Origin of the sequence: Thermosipho africanus Ob7, from assembly GCF_003351105.1 — a bacterium.
In the GTDB taxonomy this organism is placed as follows: Bacteria; Thermotogota; Thermotogae; order Thermotogales; family Fervidobacteriaceae; genus Thermosipho; species Thermosipho africanus.
In genome coordinates, this window is sequence record NZ_NKRG01000001.1 from 405,718 (window position 1) to 427,985 (window position 22,268).

At 30.8% G+C, this 22,268-nt stretch carries 18 protein-coding genes and 1 tRNA gene; 14 read left to right on the forward strand and 5 right to left on the reverse strand.

What is annotated here, in order from left to right:
- The first annotated feature begins 3 nt into the window (after positions 1 to 3).
- From infB to disA, 9 genes are all read left to right on the forward strand, one after another.
- Positions 4 to 2,094: a translation initiation factor IF-2 gene (infB, locus tag OB7_RS02065; protein WP_114702394.1), complete on the forward strand. Its 2,091-nt coding sequence runs from the start codon at positions 4 to 6 to the stop codon at positions 2,092 to 2,094.
- A gap of 2 nt (positions 2,095 to 2,096) precedes the next feature.
- A complete protein-coding gene (locus tag OB7_RS02070) occupies positions 2,097 to 3,473 on the forward strand; it encodes a pyruvate carboxylase subunit B (RefSeq protein ID WP_114702395.1) in 1,377 nt (458 codons plus the stop codon).
- On the forward strand, positions 3,470 to 4,288 hold the full coding sequence (folK, locus tag OB7_RS02075; RefSeq protein ID WP_004103618.1) for a 2-amino-4-hydroxy-6-hydroxymethyldihydropteridine diphosphokinase: 819 nt from the start codon (positions 3,470 to 3,472) through the stop codon (positions 4,286 to 4,288). Before OB7_RS02070 ends, folK begins: the two co-directional genes overlap by 4 nt.
- On the forward strand, positions 4,267 to 4,569 hold the full coding sequence (locus tag OB7_RS02080) for a flagellar protein FliT (protein ID WP_004103616.1): 303 nt from the start codon (positions 4,267 to 4,269) through the stop codon (positions 4,567 to 4,569). Before folK ends, OB7_RS02080 begins: the two co-directional genes overlap by 22 nt.
- Positions 4,566 to 5,204: a class II aldolase/adducin family protein gene (locus tag OB7_RS02085; RefSeq protein WP_114702396.1), complete on the forward strand. Its 639-nt coding sequence runs from the start codon at positions 4,566 to 4,568 to the stop codon at positions 5,202 to 5,204. The genes OB7_RS02080 and OB7_RS02085 overlap by 4 nt, the downstream gene beginning before the upstream one ends.
- Positions 5,205 to 5,241: 37 nt before the next feature.
- Positions 5,242 to 6,921: an acyl-CoA mutase large subunit family protein gene (locus OB7_RS02090; RefSeq protein ID WP_114702397.1), complete on the forward strand. Its 1,680-nt coding sequence runs from the start codon at positions 5,242 to 5,244 to the stop codon at positions 6,919 to 6,921.
- A 19-nt stretch (positions 6,922 to 6,940) separates the two neighbouring features.
- Positions 6,941 to 7,819 carry a pyridoxal 5'-phosphate synthase lyase subunit PdxS gene (gene pdxS, locus OB7_RS02095; protein WP_004103611.1) on the forward strand — a complete coding sequence of 293 codons (879 nt, stop codon included), beginning with the start codon at positions 6,941 to 6,943 and terminating at the stop codon, positions 7,817 to 7,819.
- Between the two features lie 3 nt (positions 7,820 to 7,822).
- Positions 7,823 to 8,389 carry a pyridoxal 5'-phosphate synthase glutaminase subunit PdxT gene (gene pdxT / locus OB7_RS02100; protein WP_114702398.1) on the forward strand — a complete coding sequence of 189 codons (567 nt, stop codon included), beginning with the start codon at positions 7,823 to 7,825 and terminating at the stop codon, positions 8,387 to 8,389.
- A gap of 104 nt (positions 8,390 to 8,493) precedes the next feature.
- Positions 8,494 to 9,582, forward strand: coding sequence for a DNA integrity scanning diadenylate cyclase DisA (disA, locus tag OB7_RS02105; RefSeq protein WP_211305590.1), 1,089 nt, complete (start codon positions 8,494 to 8,496; stop codon positions 9,580 to 9,582).
- A 14-nt stretch (positions 9,583 to 9,596) separates the two neighbouring features.
- On the opposite strand, the gene OB7_RS02110 is transcribed toward disA, so the two are convergent.
- The 5 genes from OB7_RS02110 to OB7_RS02130 form a co-directional block, all read right to left on the reverse strand.
- Positions 9,597 to 9,908: a ferritin family protein gene (locus OB7_RS02110; protein WP_114702400.1), complete on the reverse strand. Its 312-nt coding sequence runs from the start codon at positions 9,906 to 9,908 to the stop codon at positions 9,597 to 9,599.
- A gap of 54 nt (positions 9,909 to 9,962) precedes the next feature.
- Complete coding sequence (gene mfd, locus OB7_RS02115; RefSeq protein WP_114702401.1) at positions 9,963 to 12,692, reverse strand: transcription-repair coupling factor; 2,730 nt, start codon at positions 12,690 to 12,692, stop codon at positions 9,963 to 9,965.
- Position 12,693: 1 nt separating this feature from the next.
- Entirely contained in the window at positions 12,694 to 13,965 is a 1,272-nt protein-coding gene (locus OB7_RS02120) for a nucleotidyltransferase (protein WP_114702402.1), read from the reverse strand.
- Positions 13,962 to 14,411, reverse strand: coding sequence for a hypothetical protein (locus OB7_RS02125; RefSeq protein WP_004103592.1), 450 nt, complete (start codon positions 14,409 to 14,411; stop codon positions 13,962 to 13,964). The genes OB7_RS02120 and OB7_RS02125 overlap by 4 nt, the downstream gene beginning before the upstream one ends.
- A gap of 66 nt (positions 14,412 to 14,477) precedes the next feature.
- A tRNA-Val gene (locus tag OB7_RS02130) sits at positions 14,478 to 14,552 on the reverse strand.
- 77 nt (positions 14,553 to 14,629) lie between these two features.
- On the opposite strand from OB7_RS02130, the gene OB7_RS02135 reads away from it, so the two are divergent.
- From OB7_RS02135 to OB7_RS02155, 5 genes are all read left to right on the forward strand, one after another.
- Complete coding sequence (locus OB7_RS02135; RefSeq protein WP_012579374.1) at positions 14,630 to 15,718, forward strand: hypothetical protein; 1,089 nt, start codon at positions 14,630 to 14,632, stop codon at positions 15,716 to 15,718.
- Between the two features lie 112 nt (positions 15,719 to 15,830).
- Complete coding sequence (locus OB7_RS02140) at positions 15,831 to 17,675, forward strand: ABC transporter substrate-binding protein (RefSeq protein ID WP_004103587.1); 1,845 nt, start codon at positions 15,831 to 15,833, stop codon at positions 17,673 to 17,675.
- 80 nt (positions 17,676 to 17,755) lie between these two features.
- Entirely contained in the window at positions 17,756 to 19,420 is a 1,665-nt protein-coding gene (locus tag OB7_RS02145) for an Rqc2 family fibronectin-binding protein (protein ID WP_114702403.1), read from the forward strand.
- Entirely contained in the window at positions 19,413 to 21,398 is a 1,986-nt protein-coding gene (gene uvrB, locus OB7_RS02150; RefSeq protein ID WP_114702404.1) for an excinuclease ABC subunit UvrB, read from the forward strand. Before OB7_RS02145 ends, uvrB begins: the two co-directional genes overlap by 8 nt.
- A gap of 50 nt (positions 21,399 to 21,448) precedes the next feature.
- Positions 21,449 to 22,261, forward strand: coding sequence for a GGDEF domain-containing protein (locus tag OB7_RS02155; protein WP_004103581.1), 813 nt, complete (start codon positions 21,449 to 21,451; stop codon positions 22,259 to 22,261).
- Positions 22,262 to 22,268 lie beyond the last annotated feature (7 nt).

Here is a 22,268-nt window from a genome sequence, read left to right on the forward strand (position 1 = left end):
CTATTGGCTCGATTAAGAGTATATGAGCTTGCTAGACAACTAGAAATGGATACAAGAGAATTGATGAAGGAGCTGCATGAGCTAGGAATAGAGATAAAAAGTCACATGAGTTATATCGATGAAGAAACAGTTAATCTTCTTCTTGAGATGTATGGAACCCAAGAGGAAGAAGAGGAACTTATTGAAGAGTATGAAGAATATGAGGAAATTGATGAAGAAGTTAATGGGAAACACTTTAAAAACAAAGAAGGTTCTTTAGAAAAGTTACAAACAAACAAAAAGAAAAATTCAGTAAAAATAACTGAAGAAGATCTAAAATTGGACAAATTTGCTGAAAAAATTGGAATTCCACAAAACAGGATTATACAGGACTTTTTTATGAAAGGTGAAATCCTGAAACCAGGTCAGTCGCTCAATCTGCAACTTGCGAAAAAAATTGCCAAAATGTACGATGTAAGGATTTCATTTGAAACTGAGGAAAAAGAAGAAGTTATAGAAAATCCTTTAATTGAGATAGAAAAATACTTTGAAGAAAAATACAAAAATCCCGAAAATTTGAAAGAAAGACCACCAGTAGTTACAGTAATGGGTCACGTTGACCATGGTAAAACAACATTACTTGATTATATAAGAAATACAAGAGTAGCCGAAAGAGAAGAAGGCGGAATTACACAGAGCATTGGTGCTTATCAAGTTGAAGTTAACGGCAAGAAAATTACGTTTATTGATACACCAGGACACGAAATTTTTACAGAAATGAGAGCACGTGGTGCTCAGGCTACTGATATAGTTGTTTTAGTTGTTGCTGCTGATGATGGTGTAATGCCTCAGACTATTGAAGCATATAACCATGCAAAATCTGCAAATGTTCCAATTATAGTTGCAATTAATAAAATTGATAAGCCAAATGCAAATGTTGAAAAAACTAAGCAAGAACTTGTTAACAAATTAAACCTCATTCCCGAGGAATGGGGTGGAGATACAATAGTTGTTCCAATATCTGCAAAGAAAGGTCAAAATGTTGATACATTACTTGAAATGATCCTTTTAGTTGCTGAAATGCAAGAAATTAAGGGAATTCCTGATGGACCTGTTAGAGCTGTAACTATTGAATCAAAACTTGACAAAGGTTTTGGACCAGTTGCAAACGTGATAGTTAAAGATGGTATTTTAAAGATTGGTGATTATATAATCTCAGGAAAAGTAATGGGAAAGGTAAAAGCTCTTGTTAACGATCAGGGAAAGAGAGTAAAAGAAGCAGGACCATCTACTCCAGTTATGATAGTTGGTTTTGAAGAACTACCAGATTCTCATGGAATAGTATATAGTGTTGATTCACTTGATAAAGCAAGGGAAATTTCTGAAAAGATAAGGGAAATTGAACAGAAAGAACTTAGAAGAAAAAGACATATGAAATTGGAAGAAATTTTGAAGATGATGGAACAATCTGAGAGAAAAGAATTGAGATTGGTTTTAAAGGCAGATACTCAAGGTTCACTAATGGCATTATCTGGTGCTATAAATAAATTGCGGAGTGAAGAAATTAGTATAAATATAATTCACTCTGGTGTTGGTTCAATTACTGTAAGTGATGTTATGTTAGCTACTGCATCAGATGCAATTATTTTTGGTTTTAGGGTTAAGGCAGACAGTCAAGCAAGAAAAATGGCTGAAGCTGAAGGTATTCAAATTAAAACATACACGATTGTATATAAACTAATAGAGGAATTACAAGCAGCACTAGAAGGTATGTTAGAGCCAGAAGAAATTGAAGAAATAACTGGTCGTGGAGAAATTAAAAAGGTATTTAAGATAAAAAAAGTTGGCTCCATAGCGGGTGTTCAAATGATTGAAGGTTATGTGGAGAAAGATGGGCTTGTTAAAGTTTACAGAAGTGGTAAACTAGTTTATGAAGGAAAGATAGAATCTTTAAAGCATTATCAACAGGATGTTAAAAGAGTTGATGCACCTCAAGAATGTGGAATAAAACTTGAAAATTTTGATGATATAAAAGAGGGAGATGAACTTGAATTTTCAGTATTAAAGAAAGTGGCAAGAAAACTAACTTTTGAGGAAGACAAAGGAGAGAAATAAAGATGTTTGTAGATACGACATTACGAGATGGTCACCAATCACTTATTGCGACAAGAATGAGTATTAATGATATGCTCCCAGCCTTGAATGACATGGATGATTTAGGATTTGAGGCGATGGAAGTCTGGGGCGGAGCTACTTTTGATGTGTGTGTAAGATTCTTAAATGAAGATCCATGGGAAAGAATAAAAACTATCAAATCACATTTGAAAAAAACTAAGACTCAAATGCTGTTAAGAGGTCAAAATCTTGTAGGTTACAGACATTATGCTGATGATGTAGTTGAATTGTTTGTCAAAAAAGCAATTGAGAACGGAGTAGACAAAATTAGGGTTTTCGATGCACTGAATGATATTAGAAATTTGGAAAAAAGTATTGAAATTGCTTTAGCCAATGGTGCTCATGTTCAAGGTGCGATTTCTTATACAATTAGTCCTGTTCACACACTTGAGTATTATCTTAATTATGCTCAACAGTTAGTTGAAAAAGGCGTTAATTCACTTTGTATTAAAGATATGGCGGGACTTTTAACTCCAAGATCTTCGTTCAAACTAGTTAGTGAGTTAAAAAAGAGATTTAATGTACCAGTTGAAGTACATACTCATTGTACAGCAGGGCTCGGTGATTTGAATTATCTAGCTGCAGTTGAAGCGGGGGCAGATTATTTAGATACGGCACTATCTCCATTTGCTCTTGGGACATCTCAACCACCGTTTGAAGCAATGTATTATGCTGTAAGGGAATATAGAAATTTACCTGATATAGATTGGAAGAAAATATCAGTTTTAGTTGAGCATTTTAAAGCAGTTAGAGAAAAGCATAAAGATTATGATGTTATGATGAAAAGCATAGATTATAGAATTTTAGTTTCGCAAGTTCCTGGTGGTATGTATTCAAATCTTGTCAAACAGCTATCAGAACAAAAAATGCTAAATAAACTTGAAGCAGTTTTAAATGAAATTCCAAGAGTAAGAAAAGATTTAGGTTATCCACCACTTGTAACTCCTACAAGTCAAATTGTAGGTGTTCAAGCAGTTTTAAATGTTCTAACAGGTGAAAGGTACAAGAAAGTGACTAATGAAGTAAAAAACTATGTTAAAGGAATGTATGGAAAACCACCTGCACCAATTGACGAAGAACTCAAGAAGAAAATTCTTGGTGATGAGAAACCAATAGATTGTAGACCAGCCGATTTAATTGAACCTGAGGTTGAAAGAGCAAGGAAAGAAATTGGGGTTTTAGCAGAAACTGATGAGGAGTTATTAATTTATATTTTACTTGGAGAAGTAGGAAGAAAATATTTATATAATAAGTATCAAGAAAAAATTAAAGTTGATCTTCAGCTTGTTGATGAACTTGGGGGAGGTTATCCTGTTTGATTGTAGGTTTGGGAAATGATATTGTAGAGATAAATAGGTTTGATCTAAAACTTGTTGATAGAATTTTAACAGATATAGAAAAAGAGAACAAAAAATTAAACGCCCAATATCTTGCTGGGCGTTTTTCTCTAAAGGAATCATTTTTTAAAGCAATTGGTACTGGAATATCTAACAATTCATTTAAAGATATTTCTTTTTTAAATAACAAAAACGGGAAGCCCTATTTTGTTATGCATAAAGATTTTAAAGGATTTAATTTTTGTCATATTGCACTTTCTCATGATAAGTTTGCAAATTCTATGGTAGTTCTTGAAAAAATTAAAGGAAAGATATTTTTAGGCCTTGGTAGTAATATAGGAAATAGAGAAGAAAATTTAAAGAAAGCCTTAGAATATATCGAAAACTTTGGAATAAACATTTTAAGAGTTTCAAGTATATATATAACAAAACCTTACGGCTATCTTGAGCAGGATGATTTTTTTAATATAGCAGTAGAGGTTGACACTGATTTATCTCCATTTGAATTATTAAATACAATTATGGAAATAGAAAGGATAATGAAGAGAAAACGAGAAATAAAGTGGGGACCGCGAAATATAGACATTGATATATTATTTTATGGAAACTTGGTTGTAGAAAATGAAAATCTTAAGATTCCTCATTATGATTTCAAAAATAGAGATTTTTTCATAGCTCCCATGTATGAAATTGCAAAAGATTTTGTGGATCCTATTTTTGATATGAGTATGAATGAATATTACTCTAAACTTGAAAAAAATTGGGAGGTAATAAATTGGCAGATGAAGAAATTATAAAGATTGAGGAAATGATTGATAAAGCTATAGAGGAAGAGAATTTTCAGTTACTAAATGAACTTCTCGAGAAGAGAGAAAATCTTTTAAAAAAAGGTATAAGTGAAGAACTTGCAAAATTGATATTAGAAAAAGATAAACAAAGAAAGAATAAGATTTTAGAAATGATGGAACAACTAGGAGTTCAAGCAAAGAATATAAAATTAGGTGAGAAGGCTTTAAAAGGCTATGGTGGTATTGAAGGCCTAAATAATACTGGTGGGAGGTTTAAAGGAAGAGGATGAAAAAGAAAATATTAGAAGCTTCAAAATTTATTGTTGAAAATGGTTTAGTAAAAGGAACATGGGGTAATATATCTATAAGATATGAAGATAAAATATATATAACCCCTTCTGGTATTCCTTATGATATCTTAACTGAAGATATGATAAGCGTTGTAGATTTAAGAGGGAATCATCTTGGAGGCTTAAAGCCTTCATCAGAGCTTCCAACTCATCTAGAAATTTATAGAACTCGCGAAGATGTTAATGCAATTGTTCATACTCACCCCATTTTTTCAACAACAGTTTCATTGGTTGCAGATTATATCCCTCCATTAATAGAGGACTCTGTTATGATATTAGGTTCAAAAATATTGGTAGCCGAATATGCACTTGCTGGTACCCAAGATTTAGCCATAAATGTTGTAAAAGCACTTGGAAATAATAATGCTGTTTTGCTTAAGAATCATGGACTTATTACCGTAGGTGTAGATATTAAAGAAGCTTTAACTGCAAGTTTAGTTTGTGAAAAAACAGCTGAAATATATTTATATGCTTTGAATATTGGCAAATTTTCAACGCTTAGTGAAGAGGACGCGATTATGCTTAGGAATAAGTATTTGAATAGTTATAGACAGATTGAGAAAGATGTAAGATAATAATGTTGGAAATAGTAAGCAATGAGGGGGTTAAATGATGTTTGAAAAAGAAAAATTGGAAAAGATAAAACAGGGAATGGAAAAGTATCAACAAAATGTTGAGAAAGCTGTACAAAGGTTTCCGGAAAGAAAGGAAAAATTTACTTCTACATCAGGATATGAAATTAAAAGGTTGTATACCCCATTAGATATTCCAGATCTTGATTATGAAAAAGATTTAGGTTTTCCAGGAATGTTTCCATATACGCGTGGTGTTCAGCCAACAATGTATCGTGCAAGATTTTGGACAATGAGGCAATATGCAGGTTTTGGAACCGCTGAAGAATCAAACAAGAGATATAAATATCTTTTAGAACAAGGGCAAATGGGACTTTCGGTTGCATTTGATCTTCCAACGCAAATTGGATACGATTCTGATGATCCAATGGCAGAAGGTGAAGTTGGAAAAGTTGGCGTTGCAATAGATTCTCTTGAAGACATGGAGGTTCTTTTTGATGGAATTCCATTGGATAAAGTTAGTACTTCAATGACAATTAATAGTACTGCAGCAATTTTACTTGCTATGTATATTGCAGTAGCTGAAAAACAAGGTGTGCCAATGGAAAAACTTTCAGGTACTATACAAAATGACATATTAAAAGAATATATTGCAAGAGGGACTTATATATTCCCACCACAACCTTCAATGAGAATTATTACTGATATTTTTGATTTCTGTTCTAAAAACATGCCTAAATGGAATCCAATAAGCATTAGTGGGTATCATATAAGAGAAGCAGGTGCAACTGCAGTTCAGGAAGTTGCATTTACTTTAGCTGATGCTATAGCTTATGTAGAAGCTGCAATAAAGGCAGGATTAGATCCAAATGTTTTTGGTCAAAGGTTATCTTTCTTCTTTGCTGCACACAATAACTTCTTAGAAGAAATTGCAAAGTTTAGAGCAGCAAGAAGACTTTGGGCAAAAATAATGAAGGAAAGATTTAACGTTACAAATCCTAAAGCAATGCTTTTGAGATTCCATACTCAAACAGGTGGTTCGACGTTAACAGCTCAACAACCAATGAATAATATTGTAAGGGTTACAATTCAGGCCTTAGCTGCAGTTTTAGGTGGTACTCAATCTCTACATACAAATAGTTATGATGAAGCTTTAGGACTTCCAACTGAGGAATCAGTTAGAATAGCACTTAGAACTCAACAAATAATTGCATACGAATCTGGTGTAGCAGACACAATTGATCCACTTGCAGGCTCTTATGCAATTGAAGCAATGACTAGTGAGATAGAGAAAAGGGCAATGGAATATATTGAGAAGATTGATCAGATGGGTGGAATGGTAAAAGCAATTGAAATGGGTTATATACAAAAAGAAATACATGAGAGTGCATATAAATCACAACTAGCAATTGAAAATGGAGAGGATATAATTGTAGGTGTAAATAAATTCCAAATTGAAGAAGATCTTTCTCAAAAAGAAGTGTTAAAGGTTGATCCAGAATTAGAAGAAAAGCAAAAACAAAAATTAAAGAAACTAAAAGAAAAAAGAGACAATGAAAAGGTTAAAAAGGTTTTAAATAATGTAAAAAAGGCCGCATCGAGTGATGAAAATTTAATGCCGTATATTTTAGAAGCAGTTAAAGCTTATGCTACTGTTGGTGAAATAAGTAATGCTTTAAGAGAAGTATTTGGTGAATATACTGAGACAATAATAATTTAATTATACGGAGGTGTTTTAAATGACACAAAAGGGAACATGGATGGTAAAAGAAGGTTTTGCTGAAATGTTTAAGGGTGGAGTAATAATGGATGTTACAACTGCAGAGCAAGCAAAAATAGCAGAAGAAGCTGGTGCAGTTGCAGTTATGGCACTTGAAAGGGTTCCGGCAGACATTAGAAAAGCTGGTGGCGTTGCAAGAATGGCTAGCATTAGTAAAATTAAAGAGATTATGGAAGCAGTTTCTATCCCTGTAATGGCTAAAGTTAGAATTGGTCATATTGCAGAAGCAAGAATATTAGAAGCTTTAGGAGTAGACTTTATTGATGAATCTGAAGTTTTAACTCCTGCAGATGATAAGTATCATATAAACAAATGGGATTTTAAAGTTCCATTTGTTTGTGGAGCAAGGAACTTGGGAGAAGCATTAAGAAGAATTGCTGAAGGTGCTGCAATGATAAGAACGAAGGGAGAAGCAGGTACAGGAAACGTTGTTGAAGCTGTGAAGCATATGAGAACTGTAATGGATGAGATAAGAATGGTTCAAAATATGCCTGATGAAGAATTGGTCACTTTTGCAAAAAATATTGGTGCTCCTGTAAATCTGGTAGCAAAAGTTAAAGAATTAGGAAGACTTCCTGTTGTTAATTTTGCCGCAGGTGGTGTTGCAACTCCAGCAGATGCAGCATTAATGATGATGCTTGGTGCCGATGGAGTTTTTGTTGGAAGTGGAATATTCAAATCGAAAGATCCAGCAAAAATGGCAAAAGCAATTGTTATGGCTGTTACTTACTGGAATGATCCAGAAATGTTGTTAAAAATTTCTGAAGATATTGGGCAACCAATGGAAGGTTTAGAGATAGAAGAACTTGATGTAAAGCTCCAAGAGAGGGGTTGGTAAAAGTTGAAAATAGGTGTTTCTGGGATCCAAGGAGATTTTAGGGAACATAAAGTTATGCTTGAAAAACTTGGGGTAGATGTTAAGGTAGTAAGAAAACCTGAAGAGTTAGATGAAGTTGATGGTTTAGTTATTCCTGGCGGAGAATCAACTACAATGATTAGAATAATGAAAATGGTTAACTTATATGAAAAGCTTAAACAAAAAATTAAAGAAGGATTTCCGGTATTTGGAACATGTGCTGGAATGATTTTACTTTCAAAAGAAGTTGTAAACTTTCCTCAAGACTCTCTAGGGGTAATTGATATTAAGGTGGAAAGAAACGCATATGGTAGACAAGTTGATAGTTTTGAAGAACAAATTGAGGTAAAAGGATTTGAAAAACCATTTAATGCAATTTTTATACGTGCGCCTAAGGTAGTAGATTACGGTGAGAATGTTGAAGTTTTAGCAACTTATATGGATAGTCCAGTGCTATTAAGACAGAATAATGTTCTTGTAGCATCATTTCATCCAGAATTGACTGAAGATACAAGAATTCACGAATATTTTTTGAATATGGTAAAAAAATAATGTGAAGATTAATAAGTAAATTTTTAAGGCTCCAATTTAATAAATTGGGGCCTTTTTTTCGTTTATTGATATGATATAATATTTTTTAGATAAGAAATTGTTAAATGGGGGTTAATAAATTGAGTATTCCACAGGAGTTAATTTCAAAAATAAAACTTCTTGCTCCAGGAACAAAATTAAGAAAGGCGCTTGATGACATAGTATTAGCAAATTTTGGAGCCTTAATTGTTTTTATTTCAGAAGAAAAATATGAAAAATATTCTGATATTTTTCAGGCTGGATTTAAATTAGAAATACCCTTTTTACCAGAAAAGTTATATGAACTTGCAAAAATGGATGGAGCGATAATAATCGATGATAATGTAACTAAGATATTAGGAGCAAATGTACATCTTGTACCAGACCCAAGTATACCAACTAGTGAAACAGGAACAAGGCATAGAACAGCCGAAAGAGTCGCCAAACAGCTGGGTGAGCTTACAATAGCAGTTTCAAAAAGAAGAAATGTTATTAGTCTTTACTACGGAAGTTATAAATATATTATTAACGATATTAATTTTTTAATTACACGGGTTAATCAAGCTTTAAATACATTAGAAAAGTATAGACAGAATTTTGATAAGATGATTTTAAATTTGGATGTTTTAGAGATTGAAAATAGAGTTAATCTAATTGATGTTGTAGAAATTATCAATAAAGGGATTGAAATTTTGAAGATAAAAGAAGAAGTTGAGCCGTATGTTATTGAACTTGGTGTTGAAGGAAGACTTGCATCAATGCAATTGTTAGAAATAATTGTCGAAATGGAAGATATATTAAAAAATTTGATCCTTGATTATTCTAAAGAAGATATTGATGAAGAAGACGAAGCAATGCAAATTCTAGAAGTTTTAAAGGGGTATAAAGAAAGAAAACCTATTTCAACTGCCAGACTTTTGGGATATGAAGATATAGCTAACATAAACCAATTAAATGATTATCATGTTCAATCTAGAGGTTATAGGTTGTTAAGAAATGTTGCAAAAATTCCAATGACAATTACTCACAATGTGGTAAAGGCGTTTGGGAATGTGTTCTCTTTGAGTAATGCAGATTTTTCTGCTTTAAAGGAAGTTGAAGGTATTGGTGAGAAAAGAGCAAGTGCAATTATTGATAGTATAAATTCAATGAGAAAAAGGATATCCCAAGGTTAGACTTGGGATATCCTTTATTTTTTCTCTTTTAATTTCTTTATTTCTTCTTCAACTTCTTTAGCACCCTCCAAATAGAATTGTTCTTCATCTGGAGATAATTCTTTCAGAAGTCTTAAAAATTCGCCAGCATGCACTTTTTCCTCATTTGCTATGTCATATAAAACTTCTTTTGCAAGTTGGTTATCTGTTGATTCAGCAAGTTGAGTGTATAACTGAATTGCTTCGTATTCTGCTGCAATCATGTATCGAATAGCTCTAACTAACTCTTCATGTGAAAGTTTTCTATCATTTTTTAAAGATGAAAATGGATTGGAAAATTCTGGCATAGAATTCACCTCCATTATTTGATTTAAAATAATTTTACCATAAAAGCTTATAATTTACGATTTTGATAATTTTTCAATTTCGTTTATAAATTCTTCCTCTGTTGAATAGATAATATATGCTTTCTCTTTTTCATTGTAAATGTTTGGTAGACTAAAATTAATTTTTTTGCTGGTATAAACTACTATATTATCTTCATATAATTCTATCTTATTAATAGATAATTTAGAAGCAATTATACGCATCCTTGCGTACTTTAGTAAGTTTATAACACTTTGTGGAACTTTTCCAAAGCGATCATTTAATTCATCAATTAAATCAAAAATCATTTGTTCATTTTCAAATGAAGATATTCTACGATATATTCTAAGTCTTTCTATTGGATTTGCAATATATTCTTCTGGTATTATAATTGAACCTTTTAGACCAATTATTTCTGTTTTAATTTCATTAGTGATTTTTCCATATTCTTTGTTTAATACTTCTTCTAGTATTTCAAAGTAATAGTGAAAACCAATATCGTTTATAAATCCATGCTGTTCAAGTCCAAGAATATTTCCAATTCCTCTGATTTCCATATCTTTAAGTGCTATTTGAAAACCACTACCTGGTCCCATAATTTCTTTAATTGCTTTTAATCGTTCTTTGGCTACTTTATTTACTTTTGAAGGATGAAAAAAATATGCAAAAGCTCTTTTATCTGAGCGGCCAACTCTACCTCTTAATTGATAAAGCTGAGCAAGCCCATATCTATGTGCATCATCTACAATTAGTGTATTTGCATTAGGAATGTCTACGCCATTTTCGATAATTGATGTTGCGACAAGAACATCTAATTTTCCATGGTAAAATTCTTCGATTACTTTTTCCATTCTCTTTTTTGGCATTTGACCGTTTGCTATATCTATAGATACTTCTGGAACTATTTCTTTTAACTTTTTAGCTACATTTTCTATATCATTAACTCTATTATGTACATATAAAACCTGACCACCTCTATTAATTTCTCTCATTATAGCTTGTCTGATTATTTTTTCATCGTAAGTATTTACATAAACTTGTATGTTTTTTCTTCCAAAAGGTGGTGTTTTAATAACAGACATGTCTTTTATACCACTTAACGCCATGTGTAAAGTTCTAGGAATAGGAGTTGCACTCATTGAAAGTATATTAACGTTTATCCTTAATTTTTTTAAGGCTTCTTTTTGTTGAACTCCAAATTTTTGTTCTTCATCTATTATTAAAAGCCCAAGATCAGAAAATTTTATTGATTTTAATAAGCCGTGTGTTCCAATAACTACATCAGTAATTCCTGTTTCAATTTTTTGTTTTACTTCATCCTTTTGTTTTTTTGTAAGAGAACTGTCATATAATTCAACGTTTATTCCAAATGGTTCAAACCTTTTTTTAAAGTTTTCATAGTGTTGACGGGCAAGTACTGTGGTTGGGACTAAAACAGCTACCTGTTTTCCGGAAATGGCAGCTTTAAAAGCAGCCCGCATTGCAACTTCTGTTTTGCCATATCCTGCATCTCCTGCGAGTAATCTATCCATATTTTTCTCAGAAGAAAGGTCTTCTGAGACTTCTTGTATAGCTTTTAATTGGTCTTGAGTTTCAATATGAGGGAATGTCTTAGCAAATTCTTTTTCAAGTTCACTATCGCCTGGCAAAGAAATTCCCTTAGTATTTTTTCTAAGTGCATTTATTCTGAGTATTTCTTTTACAATTTTTTCAATTTGTGATTTTGCCTTTTTAACTCTTTTTGACCAATTATTTTTCTTTAGATTATCCAGAGTTACATTTTCATTTGTTCCTATATATTTTTGTACTAAATCTAATCTGTCTGTAGGTACGAAAAGCTTAGAGTCGTTAAATTGTAAAATTAAGAATTCTCTTTCTAAATCTTTTTGAGTAATCTTGGTGGTACCTACAAATTTAGCAATTCCATATTCTTTGTGAACTACAATGTCTCCAATATTAAATTCATCTTCAGATAATACGGGAAGGCTATTAATTTCTTCTTCCTTTTTTTCATCGATTTTTGATTTTTGTATGTCTGAATTTAAATCAATTTCTTTTGCAATTTTTATTATTTCCTTAAAATCTATTCCTGAATATCTTATATAATTTTGTCTAAGATTAGGATCCATAATTAGTTGTCTTATTTCTCTTTCTTTTTTTGAAAAACTTTCTATTACTTTAGGTTTATTAAAGATTTGAAATTCGACATTATAATCTAAAAAAGTTCCATTGTATTTTTCGCCAATCATTGTTTCATGAATAACTGGTTCTATATATTCTCTTGCTGGAAGTATAAGAGCTTTTTCAATTTTTCTAATACTTTTTTGAGTAGAAGGATCAAAATGTCTAATATCTTCAATTAAATTATCAAATAATTCAATACGAGTTGGTACTTCGTTAGGACCATAAAAATCTATTATATCTCCACGTATTGAAAATTGACCGCCTTCCGTAACATTATATACTCTTTCATAACCAAGCTTTGAAAATAATTCTTCAGGTGATTCAAATATATCACCAACTTTTAATTCAATGACATATTTTTTAAAAATTGAGGGAGGCATAATAAATCTTGTTATCGAATACAAAGTAGCTACCCCTTTTAGATTATTATTTAGGGCAAGATATAAAGAGTATATCCTTTTTGATCTTACAAACCATGAATTTTCAAGATTTTCATATGGAAAAACATCATAGGAAGGAATGTAAAAATATCCTTCAATATTGCAATCTTTTTCAGATGGAACTATTAAAATTTTATTCATATTATCCCTCAATTATTATTGGCTTTCTAAAATCCATACCAGATTTTCTTTGAGAAGAGTTAGGATAAAATAAAGTATAGATATTACTTGCAAGTATATCTTTTTCAAATTGCCAGTTGTATAAGCTTATGTTAAAATCCCATTTTCTTTCACTGTTTTTTAAAACATCTTTTAGTATTTTGTTTTTGAGTGAAGGATTTGTGATAATTGGAATTGTTGATTTTTTCTTTGCATATGATAAAAATTCTTGACCTTTTTTTGAAAATCCGAGAACTCTTGCATATTGAGGTCCTAGTTTATTTGAAAATTCCATATAGTTTTTTTCAAAATTAAAGATCGCATGGAATATCAACCTTCTTATTCTTGAGAATGTAAATCTTTTTGCTTTTATATTTTCAATGAATTCTTTAAGATTGGTTGAAATATTTGCACTATCAATAAATCTTTTGTCTAAACCTTCACTAAAACCATATATATTTTCTAAATTTTCTCTTGCCTTTAATCTAAATTCAGAGAGTATAAATTGTTCTAAATTTTCCAAAAAGACTGGACCTCTCCCTTTTTCAAATTCATCTTTTAAAATTAAATAAGTACTTTCAGGAACATATTCTTTAATGTTTTTTTCAAACTTTATAGCATTTCTAATTGCAGTAGCTGAAGAAAATTTCCCAGATAAATTTTGCTCATTGTATTTTGCACCAACACGTTTAATAACATGATACTTAATGTTGCTGTTATATTTAAAAATTGCTTTGATGTATTCGATTCCTAGAATATCATTTGAGTTTTCTAGCTTTTTAATAGTATCTAAATCAGTCTTCAAAAATTTTTGAAGTGCAAATTTTCTTGCGTTTGGATATGACAAACCTTTTTTTAGTTCTCTTTTTATTAGGTAATCAAACTCTTTTGAATTTTCATATAAGATTTTGGAGATCTTTTCAAGAAATGAAATATCAGCACTTTCGCTTCCAAATACAATATCTGTAACAAGACCAAGTTTATGCATTAAGCCAACTGAACCAAATGCAAAGCCACCTGCATCTTGTAATGCATAGACAGTTGGAATTTCAAATACTACATCAATACCATTTAAAAGAGCCATTTTAGCTCTTGCAAATTTGTTAACAATAGCCGGCTCTCCTCTTTGGCAAAAATTTCCACTCATAACCGCAATTGTAAAATCAGGTTTTACTAGCTTTTTAGCAGATTTTAAATGATAGAGATGGCCATTATGGAAAGGATTATATTCAACTACAACTCCTAAAACTTTCATTCTTCACCTCTAAATCTGCTGAAAACAAGTATTCCACAAATAACTAATATGGCAAGATTTATTAGGAAAAGCATCATACCAATGTACATAGTCTCAATTTTATTGCCGTTAATTCCAAAAAATTCTAAACCCAACCAGGTTGGGCCTAGAGATGCTAATTTGTATAATTGAAAGAGAAATGATATAAATGATAGTAAAAAGGAAATTATTATCCATACATTAGCATATTCCCATGAATCTTTAGAAATTGAATAGAAGCCTATAAAAAAGCCATTGAGCGTGAAAGATATCGCTATTATTAGCAATGCTGATGAAATATTCATATTGATAGAAAAAATATTTTCTATTACAGGCGAAAAAAAGAAAATAGCTATGTAAAAACTTAAAAAGATTAATCCAATTGTTGCAAGTAATGTGCCTAAAATATAAATTAAGTATTTTTCCATGTTTTACACCTCTTTAAATATTTTACCACAAAAATAGGGCCTTTTAAGGCCCTTCATTTATTTTTTTGGTGGGTGCGGCAGGGATTGAACCTGCGGCCTCTTCCGTGTGAAGGAAGCGCTCTCCCACTGAGCTACGCACCCATGCAAAAAAATAATACCATAAAAATTTTTTAAAATCAAGAATTTGGTGTATATTTTTTATGGGGGTGAATTAAAAAATGATTAAGAAATTTATTAACTTTACGCTATTTTTTGTTTTGGGTGTTGTGATTTTTATAGTTATTTCTCCCTATGTTTTTAAATATCAGAAATTTTTGCCCAAAACTTTGAACAAGGAAATTGAGCTTATTAATTCCAAACTTAAATTACATTATATTGATGATGAGAGGGTAATTAATTTTAAAGATATCAAAATCAGTAGGTGGATGAATAAATACGAGTTTTATAAGATCCTAGTTAAAGAAATTTCAAAATATCCTGGGGTATATGTGCTATTGCCTGAATCTAATAAATCTACTTATGTTCTACCATTTGAAATTAGATTTGTTGATGGAAAATTTGTGGTTATTAATTCTTCATGTAGTATTGAGGAAGGAGCAGTGGTTAGTAAAATTAATAACAGGAATTTGATCGAATACTTATCAGATTTTTATTTAGAAAAAAATATTTTTAATGAGAATAAACAATTTTTTTCAAGATATATTTTTCCATTTTTAGGAGAATTTTTAAGGAAAAAGAGAATTGAGGTTGAATACGAATATTTAGGAAAGAGCGAAAAAACAATTGTTGAAACGATTCCGTATGAAGAGTTTATTAGAAAAGAACCAGTTTTGATAGAAAAAAAATCAAATGATTTTGCTGATATAAAAATTTTCTCGTTTAATTTTTTGGGAGATAAATTTTCAGAAATTTTTGAAGAATTTGAAAATATTGCAAAAAATGATGATATCAAACATATAACTTTAGATTTTAGCTATGCATATGATATTCCAATTGACTTAAGTAGTTTATATATGATAATGTCATTTTTAATAGATAAAAAAACAACTTTGTTTGATGAAGCAATGTTTAAATTTGGAAGCTATAAGTATACTTATAAAAATTTTGGAGAATTAGTTCCAAATAATGTAACGTTCAAAAATAAAGAAATTGAAATAGTTGAAAATTGTTCTGATTCAATTGGAAGGTTAATTTGTAATATAATTAAAAATGAAAAATTAGAATTTTACAATAATTATAAGGAGATTATTACTCCGTGGACAAGGTTAAGAATATACATTCCAAGTGCTAAATTTTTTATTAAATAGCTATAATATTTAATATATATTTTTATGAAATGTAAAAGAGTTGATTTTTTTGTAAAATATGTGGTATAATAATTACGAACCATTACATTACTCCAGAAGAGGGGGGATTTTTGTGAAAAAACTTTTAGCATTTTTGATGGTAGTATTTGCGGTAGTATTATTTGCTGCCGACCCAAACACTTTGGTAGACGCAACTATTGGTGAGCCAGATACTCTTGACCCACATCTTGCATACGATACAGCTAGTGGTGAGGTTATTTATCAAGTATATGAGAACCTTATACAATATAAAGGTTCCAGCTTGAACGAATTTGAACCAAGGCTTGCAACAGAAGTTCCAACAGTTGAAAATGGACTCATAAGAGATGGTGGAAAAACATACGTATTTCCAATCAGAAAAGGAGTTAAATTTCATAATGGAAATGATTTAACTCCAGAAGATGTTGAATACAGTTTTGAAAGAGCACTTCTTTACAATCCATCTGGGGGACCAGTATGGATGCTTTGGTATTCAATTTTTGGAACATGGGATGTTACAATGTTTGTTGAAGACTTAACAGGAAAATCATGGGATGAATTGTTTGATGAAGAAGGAAATCCAGTACCTGGAGCAGAAGAAGTATTTAAACAAGTGTATGATGCAGTTGACAAAGCAATTGAAGTAGACGGAGACAATGTTGTATTTCATCTTGCAAGACCATATGCACCATTCTTGAACGTAATTGCACAAGGTGGAAGTTGGGGAGCAATACTTGATAAAGAATGGTGTATTGAAATAGGACTTTGGGATGGGCAACCAACCACATGGTGGAAATGGCATGATCAAGGAAAGGAAGAATCACCATTATTCACACAAATGAACGGTACAGGTCCATACAAATTTGTAGAATGGGATAGAGCACAACAAAAAGTAATACTTGAAGCAAATGAAAATTATTGGAGAGAACCTGCAAAGATTAAGAGAGTAATTATATGGGGTATTGATGAATATTCAACCAGAAAAGCAATGCTTGAAAAAGGTGATGCAGATATTGCATATATTCCAACACAATATCTTGACCAAGTAAGAGGAAATCCAGATATTGAAATAATAGAAGGATTACCAACATTGTCAGTTACAGTTCTTGGATTTAACTGGACAATTAAAGAAGGAAGCAAGTACGTTGGTAGTGGAAAGCTTGATGGAAATGGAATTCCATTGGATTTCTTCAGTGATGTTCACGCAAGAAAAGCTATTGCACACGTAATTAACTACGACGCACTTATTAATGAGGTATTAAAAGGATTTGGTAAGAGAGTACCAACAGCATTGCCAGAAGGTCTTCTTGGATTTGATCCTTCACTTCCATTGTATGATTTCAATCTCTTTAAAGCAAGACAAGAATTAATGCAAGCATGGAACGGAGAAGCATGGAAAAAAGGATTCAAATTCTCAGTTGCATATAACTTAGGAAACGAAGCAAGACAAAGAACAGCAGAAATGGTAAAGATGTATCTTGAAATGTTATCACCAAAGATTAAGGTTGATGTTGTTGGTTTGCAATGGCCAACATTCTTAGATGCAACAAAACGTGGTGAGCTTCCAATATTCATTCTTGGATGGCTTGCAGACTTCCCAGACCCAGATAACTTCATATTTACATATTATGATTCAAAAGGTGACTACAGTTCAAGACAAGGAGCAAAATTCAGAGAATTTGTAAGTACACCTATGGAAGAACTTGGTGGAAAGAGCTTGGATGAATTAATTGAACAAGCAGCAGCTGAAACAGATGCAGCAAAAAGGGCGGAGTTATATGCACAAGTTCAAAAATTTGTTGTAAAGTATGCAATTAGTGTACCACTTTATCAACCAATTGGAGTTAGGGTTCACAGGAAATGGCTCAAAGGTTGGTATCCAAATGCAATGAGACCAGGTGATGATTATTACGCATACTGGTTTGAAGGAAAAGAATAATTAAAAAGTAATTAATTTCTTGCGGCCCATTATGGGCCGCATTTTTTTTATGATATACTTAGGTATAGGAGGTAGATAAAATGCCATACGATGGGTTTGTTATGAGGCAATTTTTAGAATATTCAAAACCATATTTGCTTAATGCACATATTAGAAATTTTTATATCTTTAATAAGATAATCTATTTTAGTTTTCAAAGTTTTGATTTAAAAATTTCACTTAATCCAAGTTATTCTTATATAACTTTTGAAAAAAGAAATTTACCTTTAAACACCAAAAGTCATTATTTTGTTGAGTATTTAAGAAGTAAAGTTAGAGGTGGTGTGATAAAAAATATTGAGCAAATTGGATTGGAAAGGACTTATAAGTTTGAAGTTTATAAAGTTGATGATGTTGGAAATAAACATAATTATGAAATTTATATTGATATAATGGGAAAACATTCAAATATAATTTTTGTAGAAAATGGGATAATTTTGGATGCCTATAAACGAATAAAAAATAGATTTAGAAACATTTTTCCAGGAGAACAATTTAAAATTTTCAGTTCAAATAAAATTAATCCGCTTGATGTAAATCAAATTAAAAAGCTTAAAACTATTAATGAAAGTAAAAAGGCTTTAGAATTTATTTACAAGAATATTCAGGGATTTTCTAAAGTAGCTGCTAGAGAATTGTTGTATAGAGCAGGTATAGATGAAGATGAAGTTATCAAATGGGATGATAAATTAGAAAAAATTTTGAAGGAAATTATTCAGGAATTTAGCGAGAAAAATATGTATGTTTATTTTGAGAATAATAAACCATTTGAAATTTCTGCATTTTCTTTAAATCATTTAGCTGAAAAATTTAGAAAATTTTCAAAACCTGACGAAGCAATTAATTTGTTTTTTAGTTGGAATGAAAAAAAGAGCTTAATATATGAAAAGAAAAAGGCTTTGGAAGATGTATTGGTAAAATATATAAGCAAGTTGGAAAATACATTAGATAAGATTAATATTGAAATTGAAAAAAACAAAAATTACGATTTGTATAAAAAATATGGAGAACTTTTAAAGGCTTATTTTTATCAAATTGATGAAAAGATGAACAAAATAGTTTTATATGATTGGGAAAATGATGAAAATATCGAGGTTCCTCTAGATTCTAATAAAGGACCACTTGAAAATGCAAATTATTACTTTAAAAAATACAATAAAATGAAAAATAAGTTGAAAGGTCTTCTGGAAAGAAAGAAAGTATTAGAAGACGAACTAGACTACCTATATCAAATTTGGTACACAATTGAAGATGCTGAAAGTGAGGAAGAAATAGAAGAGATAAAGTTTGAAATGCAAAATATGGGGTTAATAAAAGATAAGAAAGGTAGAAGTAAAAAAGTTATCAAATCAGAACCAAGAAAGGTAGAGCATAGTGGGTTTGTAATATATATTGGGAAAAATAACAAACAAAATGATGAACTTGTTCGTAAGGCAAATGATGAAGATTTATGGTTTCATGTTCACGAAATGCCTGGATCACATGTTGTGTTGAAGAACAATGGAAAGGATATAGACGAAGAAGTTATAAAATTTGCTGCAGAGCTTGCAGCTGGGTATAGCAAAGGTAAAAATTCAGGAAAGGTTCCAGTTGACTATACAAAAGTAAAATATGTTAGAAAAACTAAAGGATTAAAACCTGGTCTTGTATTGTACAGTAATTATAAAACAATTTATGTAAGACCGAGGAGGATTGATAATGTTTAAGGTCTATTCGGATTTTTTACCGTCAGGAGATCAACCTGAGGCAATTAAAAAATTAGTTGAAGGTTTACAAAAAGGATATAGAATACAAACTTTATTAGGTGTCACAGGAAGTGGAAAGACATTTACAATGGCCAAAGTTATTGAGAAAGTTGGCAAGCCAACTCTTATAATTTCGCCTAATAAAACTTTAGCTGCTCAATTATATTCTGAGTTTAAATCTTTTTTTCCAGAGAATAAAGTTGAATTTTTTGTAAGTTACTATGATTATTATCAACCAGAGGCATATATTCCAACAAGAGATTTGTATATTGAAAAAAATGCAGACATTAATGAGGTAATTGAAAAAATGAGAATTAGTGCAATAAAGTCAATAATGACTAGGAAAGATGTTATTGTTGTGGCAAGTGTTTCAGCAATATACAATTGTGGAGATCCTAAAGATTTTAGTGATTTAAATTTTGTTTTATCTGTAGGACAAGAGATTGATTTAGAAGGATTTTTAACACATTTAGCTAGAATTGGTTATGAAAGGAAAGAAGAAGTTGCATTTGGAGGGACTTTTAGAGTTAAAGGCGATGTTATAGAAATATATCCTAGATATCAAGATGAAGGAATAAGAATTGAACTTTTTGGTGATGAAATAGACTCGATCTATACTTTTGATCCATTGAACAGGAAAATTTTAGAAAAGCTTGACAGGGTAGTTATCTATCCTACAAAAGAATTTATTACGACAGAAGAAAAAATAAAAAGAGCAGTCAAGTCAATTTTAAAAGAATTAGAAGAACAGTTAGAATATTTTAAAAAGCAAGGAAAGCACCTAGAGGCTGAAAGATTGAAACAAAGAACAATGAATGATATTGAACTTCTTACAGCACTTGGATATTGTTCAGGTATAGAAAACTATTCAAGACATTTTGATGGTAGAAATCCTGGAGATCCACCATACAGTCTTTTAGATTATTTTGGAGATGATTATCTAGTATTTATAGATGAGTCACATATAACTATTCCCCAGCTTAGAGCAATGTATAGAGGAGATTTTTCAAGAAAGAAAAACTTGGTAGATTATGGTTTTAGACTTCCATGCGCTTATGATAATAGGCCACTGAAATTTGAGGAATTTTGGAATAAGGTAAAAAATGTTATTTTTGTTTCAGCAACACCAGGCGATTTTGAAATTAATAATTCTCAGCAAGTTGTAGAGCAAATAATAAGGCCGACAGGACTTGTTGATCCTGAGGTTGAAGTAAGACCTACTCAAAATCAAATAGATGATCTTGTTAATGAAATTGCCAAAATAAGAAAACGAAACGAACGTGCATTAGTTACAGTTCTTACTAAAAAAACTGCTGAAAAATTAGCAGAATATTTAATAGAGATGGGTATTAAGGCTTTGTACATTCATTCTGAACTTGATACGATAGAACGTGTTGAAGTATTAAAAAAACTTAGAAGAGGAGATGTAGAAGTAGTTGTTGGTGTAAATTTGTTAAGAGAAGGATTGGATTTACCAGAAGTTTCATTAGTAGCAATATTAGATAGTGATACTGAGGGATTTTTGAGAAGCGAAACTACATTAATACAGATTATTGGCAGGGTTGCCAGAAATATAAATGGTAAAGTAATTATGTATGCTGATAAAATAACACCGGCTATGAAAAAAGCAATTGATGAAACAAATAGAAGAAGGAAAATTCAGATTGAGTATAACAAGAAGCATGGTATTACTCCAAAAACTATAATTAAACCACTTGATGAAGAGATATTTAAGCAGTTTATGACAGATGAAGATGAGGAAAAAGAAGAAATTAAAACAATATTTGAATTAAAAGAATCTCTATCAATTGAAGAGTATATTGCATTGCTTGAAGAAGAAATGTATAAGGCAGCATCAGAGTTAAGGTATGAGGATGCGGCAAGATTAAGAGATGAATTATTTAATATCAGAGAAAAATTAAAGAATAAATCTTTTTAAACGATAATATAAGTGAAAAATAATAAAAAATTGTATAATAAGGTGAGAGTATGGAAAAGATTTCAGATGTTATTTTTGAAGCCAGTGATACATTGAAGGAAAAGGCGTTATTCCCATTATTTTCGATTTCTGTTATTGATATAATTGGAACAATTGAAAAAAAAGAATTTTTTTATAAAATGGCTAGAACTTTGTTTAATATTATTCCATCAGTAAATGCTGTAGAGATTTTTGATAGTGATAAATTAATAGCATCGTTTGGGACAATTAGCGGCAAAAATAAAGATTACAAACTTGATAATATAATTTTTAGATTGTATTATAATAAAATCAGTCAGTTTGAAGAAAGTCTTTTAAAATACATTTTGACGATTGCAGAAATTCACTACAGAAATGTTAAAAAATTTGAAGAAGTAAAGGAAAATTCGTTATATGATGAATTAACAGGTGCTTTAACAAGGAAAGCTGGAATAGAAATTTTACAAAAAAAATTTTATGAAATTAAAAGAACCAACAAAAAAGCAAGTATTGTGTTTATAGATATTGATGGTTTAAAAGAGACGAATGATAAACTTGGACATTTTGCAGGTGATAAATTGCTAAGAGAGTTTGTTTTAGTTATTAAAGAGTTGATAAGAAAAGGTGATTTTATAATTAGATGGGGTGGTGACGAGTTTGTCTTGTTTTTAAATACTATGGATGCAAAGTGTGTAATAAATAGGTTGGAAAGTTTGATCAAGACGAAGTTTTCATGGGGAATTTCTATAATTCCAGAAGGTTTTAATGACATTTTAGAAGCGATTGAATATGCAGATAAACTTATGTATAAACAAAAATTTTTAAAAAAGATGAAAAATAATTAAAAAAAGT